Source organism: Vannielia litorea, from assembly GCF_019801175.1.
Lineage (GTDB): Bacteria > Pseudomonadota > Alphaproteobacteria > Rhodobacterales > Rhodobacteraceae > Vannielia > Vannielia litorea_B.
This window is the reverse complement of the sequence record NZ_JAHVJR010000001.1, coordinates 1,806,229-1,822,105: the sequence shown is the minus strand read 5'-3', so window position 1 is coordinate 1,822,105 and position 15,877 is coordinate 1,806,229. Positions and strand designations below refer to the sequence as shown.

15 protein-coding genes and 1 tRNA gene are annotated in these 15,877 nt (G+C 66.0%); 3 read left to right on the top strand and 13 right to left on the bottom strand.

Annotated elements, in window-relative coordinates; all coding sequences use genetic code 11:
- Window positions 1–711 carry a M50 family metallopeptidase gene (locus KUV38_RS09040; RefSeq protein WP_222469726.1) on the top strand — a complete coding sequence of 237 codons (711 nt, stop codon included), beginning with the start codon at window positions 1–3 and terminating at the stop codon, window positions 709–711.
- Here the strand turns inward: KUV38_RS09040 and KUV38_RS09035 are convergent.
- The 8 genes from KUV38_RS09035 to KUV38_RS09000 all read right to left on the bottom strand — a co-directional run bounded on the left by KUV38_RS09035 (window position 699) and on the right by KUV38_RS09000 (window position 8,964).
- Window positions 699–773, bottom strand: a tRNA-Glu gene (locus KUV38_RS09035). The genes KUV38_RS09040 and KUV38_RS09035 overlap by 13 nt on opposite strands.
- Before the next feature lie 79 nt (window positions 774–852).
- The gene (locus KUV38_RS09030) at window positions 853–1,359 is read right to left on the bottom strand and encodes an AAA family ATPase (protein ID WP_222469725.1); all 507 of its coding nucleotides are present in this window, start codon (window positions 1,357–1,359) and stop codon (window positions 853–855) included.
- The gene (recJ, locus tag KUV38_RS09025) at window positions 1,356–3,101 is read right to left on the bottom strand and encodes a single-stranded-DNA-specific exonuclease RecJ (RefSeq protein WP_222469724.1); all 1,746 of its coding nucleotides are present in this window, start codon (window positions 3,099–3,101) and stop codon (window positions 1,356–1,358) included. Before recJ ends, KUV38_RS09030 begins: the two co-directional genes overlap by 4 nt.
- A 27-nt stretch (window positions 3,102–3,128) precedes the next feature.
- Entirely contained in the window at window positions 3,129–4,100 is a 972-nt protein-coding gene (gene glpX, locus KUV38_RS09020; RefSeq protein ID WP_222469723.1) for a class II fructose-bisphosphatase, read from the bottom strand.
- Window positions 4,101–4,192: 92 nt separating this feature from the next.
- A complete protein-coding gene (locus KUV38_RS09015) occupies window positions 4,193–5,653 on the bottom strand; it encodes a hypothetical protein (protein ID WP_222469722.1) in 1,461 nt (486 codons plus the stop codon).
- Window positions 5,650–7,275, bottom strand: coding sequence for a CHAT domain-containing protein (locus KUV38_RS09010; protein WP_222469721.1), 1,626 nt, complete (start codon window positions 7,273–7,275; stop codon window positions 5,650–5,652). The genes KUV38_RS09015 and KUV38_RS09010 overlap by 4 nt, the downstream gene beginning before the upstream one ends.
- 48 nt (window positions 7,276–7,323) lie before the next feature.
- Window positions 7,324–8,610 carry a homoserine dehydrogenase gene (locus KUV38_RS09005; RefSeq protein ID WP_222469720.1) on the bottom strand — a complete coding sequence of 429 codons (1,287 nt, stop codon included), beginning with the start codon at window positions 8,608–8,610 and terminating at the stop codon, window positions 7,324–7,326.
- A gap of 57 nt (window positions 8,611–8,667) precedes the next feature.
- Window positions 8,668–8,964 carry a hypothetical protein gene (locus tag KUV38_RS09000; RefSeq protein WP_222469719.1) on the bottom strand — a complete coding sequence of 99 codons (297 nt, stop codon included), beginning with the start codon at window positions 8,962–8,964 and terminating at the stop codon, window positions 8,668–8,670.
- Window positions 8,965–9,062: 98 nt separating this feature from the next.
- Here KUV38_RS09000 and KUV38_RS08995 point away from each other — a divergent pair, with 98 nt between their 5' ends.
- The gene (locus KUV38_RS08995; RefSeq protein ID WP_222469718.1) at window positions 9,063–9,650 is read left to right on the top strand and encodes a TetR/AcrR family transcriptional regulator; all 588 of its coding nucleotides are present in this window, start codon (window positions 9,063–9,065) and stop codon (window positions 9,648–9,650) included.
- A gap of 86 nt (window positions 9,651–9,736) precedes the next feature.
- Here KUV38_RS08995 and KUV38_RS08990 read toward each other — a convergent pair whose 3' ends face one another.
- The gene (locus KUV38_RS08990; RefSeq protein WP_222469717.1) at window positions 9,737–10,648 is read right to left on the bottom strand and encodes a pirin family protein; all 912 of its coding nucleotides are present in this window, start codon (window positions 10,646–10,648) and stop codon (window positions 9,737–9,739) included.
- Window positions 10,649–10,782: 134 nt separating this feature from the next.
- Here KUV38_RS08990 and KUV38_RS08985 point away from each other — a divergent pair, with 134 nt between their 5' ends.
- Entirely contained in the window at window positions 10,783–11,292 is a 510-nt protein-coding gene (locus KUV38_RS08985) for a hypothetical protein (protein WP_222469716.1), read from the top strand.
- 128 nt (window positions 11,293–11,420) lie between these two features.
- Here KUV38_RS08985 and KUV38_RS08980 read toward each other — a convergent pair whose 3' ends face one another.
- From KUV38_RS08980 to KUV38_RS08965, 4 genes are all read right to left on the bottom strand, one after another.
- Window positions 11,421–11,996: a TadE/TadG family type IV pilus assembly protein gene (locus KUV38_RS08980; protein ID WP_222469715.1), complete on the bottom strand. Its 576-nt coding sequence runs from the start codon at window positions 11,994–11,996 to the stop codon at window positions 11,421–11,423.
- Window positions 11,997–12,000: 4 nt separating this feature from the next.
- Entirely contained in the window at window positions 12,001–12,573 is a 573-nt protein-coding gene (locus tag KUV38_RS08975; RefSeq protein ID WP_222469714.1) for a TadE/TadG family type IV pilus assembly protein, read from the bottom strand.
- 14 nt (window positions 12,574–12,587) lie between these two features.
- Window positions 12,588–14,024, bottom strand: coding sequence for a TadE/TadG family type IV pilus assembly protein (locus KUV38_RS08970; RefSeq protein WP_222469713.1), 1,437 nt, complete (start codon window positions 14,022–14,024; stop codon window positions 12,588–12,590).
- 223 nt (window positions 14,025–14,247) lie between these two features.
- Window positions 14,248–15,639, bottom strand: a complete 1,392-nt coding sequence (locus KUV38_RS08965; protein ID WP_222469712.1) for a pilus assembly protein TadG-related protein — start codon at window positions 15,637–15,639, stop codon at window positions 14,248–14,250.
- Window positions 15,640–15,877 lie beyond the last annotated feature (238 nt).

The window sequence follows — 15,877 nt, the reverse complement described above, 5'->3', positions numbered from 1 at the left end:
ATGACGTTTCTCCGGGGCCACTGGCAACTGCTGCTCATCCTCGCGCTGGTCTTCGCCCTCTGGCGCACGCCCGTGGTCTATCCGCTGCGGATCCTCGTGATTTTTCTCCACGAATTGTCCCACGGCCTCGCCGGGCTGCTGACCGGCGGCAGCATCGTCGAAATGTCGCTCGATCCGCGCGAAGGCGGGCACGCGCTGATCCGGGGCGGCAACCGGTTTGTCACCCTTTCTGCGGGGTACCTCGGCTCACTGCTCTTCGGCGCGCTGGCGTTGGTGGCCGCCCTGCGCACCAACGCGGACCGGGCGATCCTGGCGGGATTCGGGGCGCTGCTCCTGCTGGTGGCGGCCCTATGGATCAGAACGCCCTTCGCCCTGCTTTTCTGCCTCGCCACGGGCGCCGTCATGCTGGGCGTGGCGCGGTTTCTGCCGCATCAGGCGGCTGACCTTGTGCTCCGTGTGATCGGCCTCACCAGCCTGATCTACGTGCCCTACGACATCTTCGATGACACTATCCGCCGCAGTGCATTGCAGTCGGACGCACGGATGCTGTCGGAGGAGTTCGGAGGGGCCACGGTGCTTTGGGGCGGGATCTGGCTGATCCTCAGCCTCGGCGTGATCTGGCTTTGCCTGCGCCACGGCCTTGGCCCGGCAAGCAACATCCGCTTTCGCAAAACAGATACTGAGGGGAGAAGGACGGCTGGTACCCCGTAGGGGAATCGAACCCCTCTTTCCAGGTTGAAAACCTGGCGTCCTAACCGATAGACGAACGGGGCAGGGTCCAGCCGTGGGGGGGTATTTAGGAAAAGCGCGGGGGGAGCGCAAGAAGATTCTTCGGCTCCCGGTGCGGATTTTTTACCCGCCCGTCATCGCCTTGAAAATCAGGGCCGCAGCGCGCTCGGGCGTCACCATGGCGGTGTCAATGTGCAGGTCGGCGGCGGCCCACGGGTGATAATCGCGCGCCAGAACGGCCTGCCAGTCGGGAAGTTTATGCCCCGGCAGATCGGCGCGGCGGGATTCGACCCGCGCGCGGTGCTGCTCCGGATCGGAACAGGTGATTTCACAGGTCACCAGCCGGGCGTCCGCTCGCGGGACGGTGCAAAACCAGTCTCGTGTCATCTGCCACTGGTTCACGCAATCCACGATGGCCGAATGTCCCGCAGCCAGCATTTCGCCAGCTTGGGCGCGGGCGACGAGGTAGCCCGCGTCGGCGGCGTTTTCGGGCGCGAGGGTGGACGCGCAGATGGCGGTCTCGATCGTGTCGATCCGAAGGTGGATCGCGCCTGAAAGTCTTGCAAGCGCGCGGGATATGGTGGTTTTCCCGGTGCCGGGCAAGCCTGCGAGAACCACCAGCGCGGTCACGCCCGCGCGGCGTCTTCCAGCCGCAATTGCGGACGGGCGCGGCCCTGCCAATGGTTCACTTCCAGCCGTCCGGCAAGGTGCCACGCGCCGCCGCGCGCTTCGAGCATGGCCTGGCCAAGCGGTGTATCGGCCATGCGAAAGCCGATGGCCTCTAGTCGCTGGCCCATCGCGGTGCGGATCGCCAGTTTCAGGTGGTTCTCGCCCACCACGCGGGCATCGGCCAGTGCGGCCTCGGGCAGGGCAAAACGGGGGGCGGGGGCAGAGGCGCCAAAGGGGCCGGCCTGTTCGAGCGCCTCGATCAGTTCCACCGTGGCGGCCGTGGGCAGGATCAGCCCATCGAGCCGCAAGTCACGCGGGCCGCTCGCTCCAGCGCCCTGTCGGCCCAGCAACTCGGAGAGGCGGGCCATCGCGGGCTCCAGCTGATCGGCGGTGAGCGAGAGCCCCGCCGCCATCTTGTGGCCGCCGCCACGGGTAATCAGCCCCTCATCTTCCAGACGATGCACACAGCCGCCCAGATCGACGCCGGTGATCGAGCGGCCAGAGCCTTTGCCCTCGTCGCCCTCCATACCGATCACCACGGCCGGGCGGCCGGTGGCCTCTTTCAGCCTTGAGGCGACGATGCCGACGACACCGGGATGCCAGCCTTCGCCCGCGGCCCAGACAAGCGGCTCCTCCAGCCCGCGTGCCTCGGCCTGCTCAAGCGCGGCCTGTTGCACGGCGGCCTCGATCTCACGGCGCTCCTTGTTGAGCGTGTCGAGCCGTTCGGCCAATTCGCGGGCTTCCGCCGGGTCGTCGGTGGCAAGGAGCCTTGCGCCAAGGTCGGCGCGGCCCACGCGCCCGCCCGCGTTGATCCGGGGGCCGAGGAGGTAGCCGAGGTGATAGGGCGTTGGTGCCCGGTCCACGCCCGCCACATCGGCAAGCGCGGAGAGGCCGGGGTGGGCGCGGTGGGCCATGATCTTGAGCCCTTGGCGCACCAGCGCCCGGTTCACGCCGATGAGCGGGGCCACATCGGCCACGGTGGCAAGCGCCACGAGGTCGAGCAGGCCCATGAGGTCGGGCAGGGGGCTGGCCCCGGCTTCGCGCCGCTGGCGGTTGGCCTCGACAAGGCACAGGAACACCACGGCGGCGGCACAGAGGTGGCCAAGCTCGCCGCTTTCGTCCTGCCGGTTGGGGTTGACCACGGCGACCGCAGGCGGGAGCGTTTCACCGCCCAAATGGTGATCGAGCACGACCACCTCGGCGCTGCCGGAGGCAGCCAGCGCCTCATGTGAGAGGGTGCCGCAATCGACGCAGATGATCAGGCTGTGGCTCTGGCCCAGCTCGGAGATGGCGGGCGCGTTTGGCCCGTAACCCTCGCCGATCCGATCGGGCACATAGAGCGTGGCCTCGCGCCCTAGAGCGCGCAGCCAGCGGATCAGCAGTGCCGCTGAGGTGCCGCCGTCCACGTCATAATCGGCAAAGATCGCAATGGCTTCGGCCTGTTCGACGGCGCGGTTGAGCCGTGCGGCGGCCACCTGCATGTCGCGCAGCTTGCGCGGGTCAGGCAGCAGATCGCGCAGAGCGGGGGCAAGGAAGGGTTCGGCCTCTTCAGGGGGCACGCCGCGCTGCACCAGCAGGCGGGCCAGAGGGCCGGGGAGGCCGGTGGCCTGCACCATCGCCTCGGCGAGCCTGTCTTCCTCGGGCGGCGGGCCGACCCAACGCCGGCCCGTGAGGGACTCTTCGACGCCCAGAAAGGCCGTCATCGTGTGCGGCTCATCGCATCGCGCCCGTTACATCGCCGAGGTCGGGTTGCGATACTGCATGCGGCGGACCGAACCGGTCTTGGAGCGCATCAGCAGGGTCTCGGCGGTCAGGTATCCGACCTCGCGCTTGATGCCCGGCACCAGCGAGCCGTCGGTCACGCCGGTGGCGGCGAAGATCACATCGTGCTGCACCATCTCGTCGCGCGCGTAGATCCGGTCGAGATCCTCGATCCCTGCCTTCTTGGCGCGGGCCTTCTCATCATCATTGCGGAAGGTGAGCTTGCCCCACATCTGCCCGCCCATGCACTTGAGCGCGGCAGCGGCCAGCACGCCCTCGGGCGCACCGCCAAGGCCCATGTACATGTCGATCCCTGTCTTTTCCGGCTCCGCGCAATGCATCACCCCGGCCACATCGCCATCGGTGATCAGGCGGATCGCGGCGCCGGTAGAGCGCACCTCGGCGATCAGATCCTCATGGCGCGGGCGTTCGAGGATGCAGACGGTGATATCGGCGGTGGTGGCCTGCTTGGCGGCGGCCAGAAGGCGCACACGTTCGGCGGGGGATTGGTCGAGGCTCACGATCCCCTCGGGGTAGCCGGGGCCAACCGCCAGCTTTTCCATATAGACATCCGGGGCATGGAGCATCGAGCCGCGTGGAGCCATGGCGATGACGGTGAGCGCGTTGGGCATGTCCTTGGCGGTCAGCGTGGTGCCCTCGAGCGGGTCCAGCGCGATATCCACTTCCGGCCCGGTGCCGGTGCCAACCTCTTCGCCAATATAGAGCATCGGCGCCTCGTCGCGCTCGCCTTCGCCGATCACCACCGTGCCGCGAATTTCCAGCGCGTTCAGCTGGTTGCGCATGGCGTTCACGGCGGCCTGGTCGGCGGCCTTTTCGTCGCCCCGACCGATCAGCTTGGCCGAGGCAAGCGCGGCGGCCTCCGATACGCGGGCGAGGCCCAGCGAGAGCATCCGGTCGTGAAATTCTGGCTTCTTGGTCATCGGGTGCCCCTCGTGGCTAGCATGTGTTGCCGATTGGGTAGCCTTCCGCCCGTGGCGGCGCAACCCTCGCGCGGGCTGTTAGCGCAAGCGGATCATTCGGAGACGACGCAGTGGTGATACTCGGCCTCGGGGCAGCCGGTTTGCCCGGCGCTGGCGGCCAGATGGGCGGCGGAAAGGAAGATTTCGACCGCGCTGGCCATGCTCGCGCGGGCTTGGTCGATGCCAAACTGGCTGTCAGTCGAGTTCAGCACCCAGTCGCGCTGGATGCCGACGGAGCGCTCTGAGAACTCCAGCGCCTTCTCGGTCTCGCCGATACTGAGGAGGGTCTGAGCCGTTTCTCGCAGCACGAAGGCATGGCCCAGCGGCGGCTCCGACAGCCGCAAGATTACCTCGGAGGCCGCAATCAGTTGGGCGGTGGGGGCGGGCCCCTCGCGCAACGAGGCAGTTTTGACGGCGACGAGGGCGGCATAAAAGCTGGTGCTGTCGATGATCGCGGCATTGCCGGAGCTTTGCGCAACGGTCACCGCATCCTGCAGCACGTCATGGGCCTCCGCCCATGCCCCGGTGTTGGCGAGGAGTGAGGCGCGCGTGACCATGGCATCGGCCTTCCAATCGGGCCGTTCAGCCAGCGTCTCGGCCTCGATCAGGGCGGCTTCGGCGCGTTCGTAGTCTCCGAGAGAAATCGAGCATCCGCCGAGGCGGCTCATATGGCGGTAGAGCAACTGCCTGTCCTGCTCCAGTTCCAGCGAAACCCGCCAGGAGATCCGGCTGCGGCCATCCCACGGCTCGGCGATATGGCGCAGGGCGGCGAGCAGGCTGGCGCAGGCGTCTTCGGGCCGGTTCAGGCTGTTCTGCGCCTGCCCGACGATATGCTCGGCCCGAAAGTTCAGGCCGGCGGCGCGCAGGGCGTCCTGCCCCGCGCCGGGCACGGTGGGGATGCGGGCCGATTGGGCCAGTTCGATGGCCCGGCCATATTCGCCCGCGCCATAGGCCGCTTCGGCTCGGGTGATGCGCTCCTGCGCGATGTCGAGGGCGGAGCGGTTGAAGTCTCCCAACTCGCCGCGCTCCCATCGCGCGATATACCCGGCGAAGTCATCGGCATCTTCGTCGCCATAGGCGGCGCGGAAGAGGGGCAGGGCGATGCGCCCGACCTCCACCGCCTCGGCGTAGCGGCCCAGATCAGCGAGCGCGTAGGCCTTGGAGACCATGAGCGCCCAGCCGACCTCGTCCATCGTCCCGTCTGCCGCATTCACCAGAGCGAGGCCATCCTCGGCCAGTTGAAGGGCGTAGGCGGGGTTGTTCTTTTGGATGCGGGCGGCGTCGGTCAGCATCGCATAGAAGATCGCCCAGCCTGGGGTGAGTTCGCCATTCGCGCGGGCCTCCCGGATACCTGCGTTGAGGGTGGCGTAGGTCTGATCGTCATCATTGCTTTGCCAGGCCAGTTCGAGCCGCTGCAGCATGGCATCGAAGGCCGGGCCATCTGGGCCGGTTTCCTGCGCGGTAGCGAGGTTTGGAGTGAGCGCGAGGAGCAGAGCGCAGAGAAGGCGCTTCATCGGCCGTCTCCCACGAGGATGAAGGGCGCCCAGGCTGCCGGGTGGGCGAGGGTCGGGTCGCTCTCATCTTCGAGCATTGCTTGCATGGAGGCCTGCAAGGCTTTGGATTTATGGCGGATATCCGGCTGCTCCAGAGCGGCGAAGGCATCGGTCGTTAGTCGGGCGGCGGCATCGTCGCGCACCGGCCAGTGGCTCACCATGAGCGTCTTCGCCCCGGCTACGAGAAAGGCGCGCGCAAGGCCGGAGAGGCCCTCGGCATCGGGGCGGCCGTCACCGCCTGCGGTGTTGCAGGCCGAGAGGATCACCCACTCGGCGGTGAGGGTCATGTCGGCGATCTCGGAGGCGGTGAGCAGCCCGTCATCAGTGGCGGTGGCGACCTGTGGTGGGGTGAGCACAAGGGCGGGTTCTGCCAAGCCCTCAAGCTCGCCGGAGAGCAGCCCGTGCGTGGCGAATACGACGATCTCTGCCTGCTCCAACCCGGCGCTGCGCAGGGCGGGCTCAACGGCGGCATCCCCGGTGAGCAGGGCGTCCGGCCCGGCGCCGAGAGTGGTTGCGATGGCGCGGAGCTCGCGCAGGGTGCCGGGCAGCGGGGCGAGGGCGCGGATGCTCTCGGGGTCCGCCGTGGCGCCTGCCATCTTGACCCCCCGCAGGCCGGTGGCGCCGCCCGTCAGCTTGGGCGCACCGATGCCCAGAAACCGCCCTGTTGGCGGGGTGGCCTGCGCCCGGCTGGGGGCCGCGATGGCGCGCAGGCTCTCCACTGTAGGCAGGCTGGCGAGGGCGAACCGCTGGAACAGCCAAGGGGTGCGGCGCAGGGCACCGGGGTCGCCGTCCTGCGACGCATCGCCGGGGGCATCGGTGACCAGCAGGCCCAGCGGAATGCCGGTGAGCGGGCCTTGCGCGACGGTATAGAGCTGGTCCGTCCTGGCCAGCGTGGGCATCACGCCGGAGAGCAGATCAGCGTAGACGAGAAAGGCGCGGGTGCGGTCGAACGGGGTGATCTGCGGCTTTTGCCCGAGTGTTTTCAACGCTTCGGCGCCACGGGCATTGCTGGCCGCTTTCAGGGACAGCCGCAGCGCGGCGACATCGGCGGCAATGTCCGCCTCGCCCAACTCGATCCTTTGCCAAGCGCTGTGCTCCGGCGTGATCGCCCAGATATGGGTCTCGCGGGCGCCGGTATAGATGAACAGCAACCCCTCCTCCGGGGCCAGCGCGGCCTGAACCTCGGCCAGCGTCATCGGGCGCGGGCGGGTCATTTCGGCAAAGCGGGGAAACTCGGCGGCGATACGCGTCTCTAGCTGGGTGATCTCGGTGCTGAGCGCGTCGATCTCTCCCGAAAGGCGGGTGGCGGCAGAGGTGTCGGCCGTGCCGTCGCGCCCGAGCGCACCCAGCTCGGCCTCGGCCCGGGCGCGGCGGTCGGCCACGCGCTGACGGGCCTTCAGCAGGTCGGCCAGCGGGCCGGTCCCGGCGGAGCGGCGTAGCTCGGCCTGCCGGATGGCACTGCCAGCGGAGGAGAGCATGGCGAGCTGGGCGGCCTGAAAGGCGCGGTCGGAGAGGCTCTCGGCGCGGAGCGGCAGGCCCGCGAGGGAGAGGGCGAGCGCGAGGAGGAGGGCGGGGCGCAGCATGGCGTGAGGATGGCCCGGAGGCCGCACTCACTCAAGTGACAAAGCCGTTCAGACCTGCTCGATCCGCAGCGCCACCGGCTCGCCCACCACCACGCCGGTCTGGCCGATCGCGGATAGGGCAGCGGAGAGCGAGGCGTGGGTCGTTTTGTGGGTGACGAAGAGCACCGGTGCAGCCTCGTTGTCATGGCCGTACTGGCGCATCCGGTCGATGCTTACGCCCGCTTCACCGAGCGCAGCGGCGACCTTCGCCATCGCGCCGGGTTTGTCGTGCAGGTCCATCCGAAGGTAGTAGGGCGCGGCAGAGGCCGAGCGGGCAGCGGGCGCTTTTGTGAGCGTTTCCGAGGGTTTGCCGAAGACCGGCAGGCGCGTGCCGCGGGCAATGTCGCAGATATCGGCCATCACCGCGGAGGCGGTGGGGCCTTCGCCCGCGCCGGGGCCGCGCAGTACGATTTGCTCGACAGCATCGCCCTCGATCACCACCATATTCGTGCCGCCCTCGAGCTGGCCGAGCGGCGAGTCGTAGGGCACGAGGCAGGGGGTCATCCGTTGTTCGAGGCCCCGGCCCGTCATCTGGGCGACGCCGAGCAGCTTGATGCGGAAGCCCATGTCGGCGGCGTGTCGGATATCGGAGAGGGTGATACGCTGGATTCCCTCGATCTCGATGCCGTCGAAATTGACCTGCGTGCCGAAGGCGATGGACGACAGGATCGCCAGCTTGTGGGCGGCGTCGATGCCGCCGACATCCAGCTCGGGGTCAGCCTCGAGGTAGCCCAGCTTGGCGCATTCGTCGAAGAGCGCGTTGTAGCCCTGGCCGGTGGCCTCCATCCGGGTGAGGATGTAATTGCAGGTGCCGTTCATCACGCCCATGACACGGGTGATCTCGTTGCCAGCCAGCCCCTCGGTTAGCGACTTGATGACCGGGATGCCCCCGGCCACGGCGGCCTCGTAGCGCAGCTGGGTGCCGGCGGCCTCGGCGGCCTCGGCCAGCGCCTGACCGTGGATCGCGAGCATGGCCTTGTTGGCTGTGACGACCTGCTTTCCGGCGGCGATGGCGGCCTCGGTCGCGGCTTTGGCAGGGCCGTCTTCGCCCCCCATCAGCTCGACAAAAACATCAACATCATCGCGGGTGGCAAGCTCTACCGCGTTGTCTTCCCACGCATAATCCTTGAGCGGCACGCCGCGGTCCTTGTCGCGGGAGCGGGCGGAAACTGCCGAGATGGCGATTGGGCGGCCGGTGCGCGCGGCGAGCAGATCGGCGTGGCGGCGGACGATCTTGACGACACCGGCGCCGACGGTGCCGAGGCCTGCGATACCAAGGCGAAGCGGGTCAGACATGTCGGGCCTCCGTGGGTCGTAAAACTGGGGCGGGCATAGCGGGTTGCGCGGGAAGGCTCAACTGGAATGGCGACGCAGCGCGGCGTTCATCCGGGCGCGGACCGGCGGCTCGATGATCGGGCCGCGCAGGCGGGCGGCGCGGGCGCGCAGGGCGGCGACGCGGGAGGCCAGATCGCCGCGCACCACGGCTGGGTCGGTGGTGGAGGCATTGGCGCGCGCCAGCAGCCCATCGACCGGGGCGAGGGTGGGGTAGGGCGCATTCTTGGCCGACTCGCTCACCACCGCATCCAGCTGTGGAAACTGGGTGCAGCCCGAGAGCGCAAGGCAAATGCAGAGGGCGAAGGCGCGGTGCATGGCGGCAGACTACCGGGCGGCGCGGCGGGAGGAAAGCGGGCTGTGGGCGCTAACATCGGCGCTTGAATTGAACGCGCGTTCATTAGATGCTGCCCCTCATGGCAAGGAAAACGGGCTCCCACGCAGAAATCACCGGGCCGAAGGTGCGCGAAGCGGCGCTGCGGCTGTTTGCGCAATACGGCTATGCCGCCGTTTCAATGCGCCAGATCGCGCGTGAGGTGGGGGTGCAGGCCGGGGCGCTTTATACCTATACCACTGATAAACAAGCGCTTTTGTTCGATCTGATGCGCGACCACATGACCGAGGTGCTTGGCGGCATGTCGGTGATGCCAGAGGGCAGCCCGGGTGAGCGGCTGGAATGGATCGTGCGCTACCACATTGGCTACAACCTGAGCCACAAGGACGGCGTGTTCATCAACTACATGGAACTGCGCAACCTCGAGCCGGAGAACCACAAGGTGATCTCGGGGCTGCGGCGCAGATATGAGGATGCGGTCGAGGCCGTGCTGGTGGACGGGCAGGAAAAGGGTGTTTTCCAGATCCCCGACACGCGGCTGGCGTCAATGGCGGTGATCGCCATGCTGAACGGTGTGAACACGTGGTACCGCGAAGGCGGGCGGCTCAGCCAAGAGCGCGTGGAGCGGATTTACTGGAACATGGTGCGGCGGGCTGTGAAGGGGGCGTGATCCTTTTGCTTGGCCCTGCCACTATCAAGCCCGCCGGTTAATTCGACGTTAAGAGGGAGGTAAGGCGGGACTTGTCCCGCCCTACGTCAGTGCGCCGGTTTGACGAAGGTGCCGTTGCGCAGATCGGCCATCGCCTGTTGTAGCTCGGCGGGCGTGTTCATCACGATCGGGCCGTGCCATGCCACCGGCTCCTCGATCGGGGCGCCGGAGATCAGCAGGAAGCGAATGCCTTTTTCGCCTGCCTGAACAGTGACTTCGTCGCCGGTGCCGAAGCGTACGAGGGTGCGGTCGCCGGAGAGATCGCGGATGTTGACCTCTTCGCCCATGACTTCTTTTTCGAGCAGCACGCCACCGGGTGCGGAGGCATCGGCAAAGCGGCCATTGCCCTCGAACACATAGGCAAAGGCGCGGCGGTAGGTGTCGACCTTGAAGGTCTTCTTCACCCCGGCGGGCACGAAGATGTCGAGATACTGCGGATCTGCGGCGATGCCGTCGACCGGGCTCTTGTAGCCCCGGTAATCGCCGATCACGACCTTCACGCGGGTGCCGTCATCATCAATGATTTCAGGCAGTTCGGTGCCTTCGATATCCTGATATCGCGGGGCGGTCATTTTCAGCGAGGCGGGCAGGTTGCCCCAGAGCTGGAAGCCGTGCATCTGGCCCTTCGCGTTCCCAGAGGGCATCTCTTGGTGCATGATGCCGGAGCCGGCGGTCATGAGCTGTATCGAGCCCGGGCCGAGGACGCCGCGATTGCCGAGGCTGTCGCCGTGCTCGACGGTGCCCGCGAGCACGTAGGTGATGGTCTCGATGCCGCGGTGCGGGTGCCACGGAAAGCCCTTGATGAAGTCTTCGGGCCGCTCGTTGCGGAAGTCGTCGAAGAGCAGAAAAGGGTCCAGTTCCTTGGGGTTATGGAACCCAAAGGCGCGGTGCAGCTTGACGCCGGCGCCTTCGAGCGTGGGCTGGGCTGGGCGGATTTCGGTGACGGGGCGGATGGACATGGGTGTCTCCTTTCGCCACTGAAGATAGGGCTGCCGGGGCTCTCTCGCAATGAGCGCAGATATGCGCCGGATGCCTGATGTAAGTGCATTCGCGCACAGCATTGCGCCGCCCCACGGGCCTGCTATGAGAGGGCATGACAGAGTTCAACGACTTCCGCATCGGTGCCTCCCTGCTGCGCCGGATCTTCGCCGCAGCGATGTTTGGATTGCTGGCTTACGTCTTGATGAAAATGGGTTTTTCGGACGACGGCGAGCTGTGGATCAGGGCGGTTTTGGTGGTGTTTGCGGGGGCGGTGATCGCCATGGGCGTGTGGCTCTGGCAGGCGACCGAGGGCGAGTTGGTGCTGAAGGACGGGGCGCTGGTGGTCGAGGGCGGGCGGGTTTTGGCCCGGCTGGACGAGATCGACCGGGTCGAGCGCGGCGCATTTGCCCTGAAGCCCGCGGGCGGGTTCGTTTTGAAAATGAAGCAAAAACAGAAGTTTGGTTGGGGTCCGGGCCTGTGGTGGGTGCGCGGCAAGACGGTCGCCATCGGCGGCGTTGTCCACCCTGCGGCGGGCAAGGCGATGGGGCAGATCATCGAGGCGGAGATGGCCGAAATGGCTTTGCAGAAATCCCCGGACGAGGGCACGCCGGACGGGCGTTAACCACGAAACGGGCGATGCACAACTGATGCACAACCCATGCACATTCCATGCATACGACAAAAATGCAAAACGGCCGGGGATAACCGGCCGTTTGCTCATGCATTAGCGCCAAGCCGGTGCGTCGGCGGTCAGCTTCCGGCGCCTGCGTAGAGCAGCTGGGGCGCAAAACGCGGCCGTGTGACGATGTAGTTCTCGAAGCTCTTGGCCGGGATGCCAGCGTTGAAGAGCGGCTCGTAGGCCATGAAGGTCTCCAGCAGGATCACGGTGTCACCCTGCGGCATCAGCGGGATCTTGTCTTTCATCCCGGCGATGGTGCCGTTGGTGTGCTTGGGCCGCCCCTCGGTGGCATAGGACCAGTCGATCTGGAGGGTCCGGCTCTCTTCGTCGCAGTTGTTGGTGCATTTCACCACGGTCACCCGCAGGTAGGTGGGGTGGCGCGTGGTGGTCAGGTAGTCATAGACCTTGTTCAGCCCCTTCAGATAGGTTTCGGTCACCGGGTCGGTCTCACGCGAGAGCATGTCCGCGAGGGTGTAGGATGCCTTCAGGTTGGCGTTCTGGGTGCGGTAGGCATCGAACCAGACGAAGGCCGAGACGTAGAACCAGCAGAGCAGCGGAAGGATCAGCGCGGCCTCGACCGAGAGCGAGCCGCGGGCGTCTTCGGCAAAGGCCTTCAGGCGGGCGTGGAGGATGCGGATCATGGTCATGGTATCAGCTCCCTGCGCCCGGTTCGTTGACGAAGGCCGAGGACGACACGATGGCGTAGTTTTCACCGTCGATCAGCGGCAGCCGCAGCCCGTAGGCGGTGGCGGTGAACCAGGGCTTCATGACCGCGCAGGCGCGCACGATCATCATCTCGTTCTCGGAGCCGCCGTTGAAGGCAGTGACCGGCTGCACCGGCGCCGACTTGTCGTTGCAGGTGGCCTGCTTGGGCAGCGGGGTCCAGCTGGACTTGGAGACGGGCTGAAGCTCGATCAGCATGGAGTTCATGCAGTCGGGGATGATGCCCGCGCGGTTGCAGATGGTGCGCTTCAGCTCGTCGTGGGTGGGCGGGGTCCAGTGGCCGAGGCGCAGATCGCGCACCGAGAGGTCGACCGCGCGCTCCAGCATGACCTGACGTGTCATCAGCATGCCCATCTCGAAGCAGGACATGAACACGACGATGAAGATGGGGAAGAGGATCACGAATTCGATCGTGGAGTTCCCATCCTCCTTTTTGCGGAAGCGGTTGAGGCGGACGGCCAGATGCCAGAGCCGTCCCCTCGGAAATCTGTCGGTCTGCATCGCGGGGCCCCCCATCAGTTGATCAGACGCAGCTGGTTGATCTGCCGGGCGATTGCGGAGAAGGCCTCGGAAATCTCGGTGCCTTCCACCCGGAAGAAGTGCGACGGCGAGGATGCGCAATCCTGCATGACGCCGGCGGAATGGTTTGTGACCTCGAAGCCGATGGTGAACACGGTGATCCCGGCGCCCTTGGCGGCGTCGCAGATGTTGTCGAGCATGTTGTCGGCCTGACCGGCGGAGTACTTGCGGTAGTAGTACTGCGAGCGGTTGCGCGAGTTCACGTAGCGGTAGAGGTAGTACCACAGAGGGTATTTATCCCAATGGGCGTATTCGGAACTGGAATTGTAGGCCCAGCTCTGGATCCGGTAGGTATCCACGTTTTCGCCGTCGGTCATGAGCACAACGACCTTGAGGGTCTCGTCGTCGTCGTAGTCGGCGGGACGGTCGATGAAGGCGTCATCCACCACGCCGGCGACGCGCATGTTGTTGACGATGGTGCGCATGGAGGGGTCGAGCAGGGCGGTGCCCCACTTCATGCCGAGGTGGATCGCGGTGTTGGCGCGGGCGCGGTAATCGTCGATCGTGTTTTTCAGCACGGAGGTGTTCTTGCTCAGGGCAACGATGCGCTCGTAGTCCCGCATCGGGCAGCCGGGGTTGCGGATCGGGCGGTAGTTTTCGGACGACCACTCGAAGTGCTGCATCTGCTGGTAATACTTGGTCATCGAGATCGTGGTCGAGTTGAAGTCCGACGAGTCGAAGTCGATGCAGTGCGAGTAGTCGTGCCGGCCGCTGGACGACTTGCGCAGCTGGTTAAAGATGTTCGGCCCGGCGTTGACCTGGGCGGTGTAGGGCACGAGGCTCAGCGAGATCTGACCCTCGGCGTCATCGACCACCACGGAATCCACGAACTCCTTGGCCGCGGTGCGCAGGTTCTGGATCTTGTTGTTGGAGCCCATCGAGCCGGAGATATCGAGCACGAGGCTGATCTCGACGTTCGAGACCCGCTCTTCGGCGGTACCGGAGGCGGGGGCGGTGAAGCTCTTGATGCCGACGAGGCCGAGCAGCAGGGTCTTGATCTCGGCTTCGGTGGAGGCAGAGACGTTGCGGTAGTTCAGCCCTTCGTCGACGGTGATATCGACGTTGAAGTTGCCGAGGCCCGCCTTCTGGAAGTAGTCGGCAACCACGGCCTCGGGCTCGAGGGTCTGATCCATGTCGGCGGCAGCGAGAACGGCGCGGTCGAGCGTGTTCTGCAGCTTGGTGCGGGTCATCTCGAAGCGCATGACATCAACCGCGATGCCAACCGCCAGCATCATGCAGGCGAGCAGGAAGAGCGAGAAGACGATGAGACCGCCTTCGCTGCCTTCGGCGAAGCGTTTCAGGCGGCGCTTTGCCCCCTTTGTCGCCTCTGCTTTCTCCGCCCCCGCGGTGATCTGGTTGTCGATCTGGGCCATGCCGGTTGGTCCTCTGCGTTTCAAGCATCGCCTGATCCGTTCCGGGTATCGTACCGTTCATCGGACACAGGCCGCGCATGAGCATATGCGAGGAGGAGGGTGTCGAAATTGGGGCGAAAGCCCGCCGCAAATCAGGAAATTTAACCATTATTGAATGTATCCCGTTGGGGCCGAAGGGGGATTTGCGGAGGGCGGGGGGCAGTGGCATGGCGGGTTTCGGGGCTCAATACAGCAGGCGCAGCATGGAGATTTGCCGGGCGATGGCGGCGAAGGCTTCGGAGATCTGGGTGCCTTCGACGTTGAAGTAATGCGAGGGCGAGGTGGCGCAGCTGCGCATGACCGAGGCCGAGTAGGGCGTGACCTCGAAGCCCACCGAGAAGATCAGGATGCCCCGGTTCTTGGCTGCCGTGCAGATGCGGGAGAGCATCTGGTCGGCCTGAGAGGCGGTGTAATCGGTGGTGACGTAGGTCGACCAGTTCTGCTTTTTCGACACCGCGTAGTCATAGACGGCCTGGTTGTGCCAACGGGTGCGCTCGGATGAGGTGTCATAATATGTGGGCTTGATCCGCCAGGTATCGACGTTTTCGCCATCGGTCATCAGCACGATCACCTTCATGGTGCCGGGGCGGTCATAATCGAAGGGGCGGTCGGCGAACTGCGGGCTGGCCTCGCCGGTGGTGACGAGTTTGTTGACCACGGGGCGGAAGGCCGGATCGAGCAGGGCGACGCCCCATTTCATCCCGATCTGGATCGAGGTGTTGTGGCGGGGCCGGAGCTGGTTGATCCGGGTTTTCAGCGCGGCGGCATCGCCCGAGTAGGCCATGATGCGCTCGTAGCTCTGCTGCGGGCAGCCGGGGTTGTCGATCGGGTAGGAGGTGGCGGGCTGGTGCTGGAAGTGCTGGGCCTGGGTCAGCGGCGTGGTGGGGGAGAGCGCGGTGCTGTTGTAGTCGGCGCTGGTGAAATCGACGCATTCGGCCCAGCTGTTGGTGGCGGTGACCTTGAGCTGGTTCAGGATCGCGGGGCCGGCGGCGACCTGCGCGGTATAGGGCACGATGGAGAGCGCCATAGTGCCGGGCTGGTCGGGGTCGAGCACGGTATCGACGAACTCGCGGGCCGCGTTTTGCAGGTTCGCCATCTTGTCGTTCTCGGACATCGAATTGGAGATATCGAGCACCAGCGCGACCTCGACATCGGTGAAGCCCGCGGTGGCGGTGCCAGTCGAGCGGGCCTCCATCTGCTTGATGCCGACGAGGCCGAGCAGCAGGGTGTTGAGCCGGGTGTTGGTGTTGGCGGTCACCGTGCGCGAGTTGGCGGTGGCGGTGATGGACACGCTCTCGAGGCTGCGGGAGAGACCGGCGCGGGCGAAGTAATCCTCGACCACTGTTTGCGGGTCGAGGGTTTGCTCCATCGCGGCGGCGGCGAGCACGGCGCTGTCGGCGGTGTTTTGCAGGCGGGTGCGGACCATTTCGGTGCGCATCACGTCGATGGCCAGACCGACCGAGAGCATCATGCAGGCGAGCAGGAAGAGCGAGAAGATGATGAGGCCGCCGCTGTCGTCTCTGGCAAAGAGGACGAGGCGGGCGGGGTTGCGCGATGCGCGGGTATTGAAGTGCATGTCACACCACAAGAAAATGGGCCCCGGCCCAGGATCGGGATAATCTCGCCCGACTTCTGCCCTAATTCGTGGAAAATTGACGCCTTTGGTGTGGCACCCCAAAATATTGGGGGTGCGGCGGATTTGAACGGAATATGAGCAAATCCGTGACCGGCGCATGGAAGTGGCGTTGCGGCCGCTCCAGCGGGGTGGGTTTGCCACCAATCCGCCCGAATTGAGGGGCCGGGACGGGGGTGCC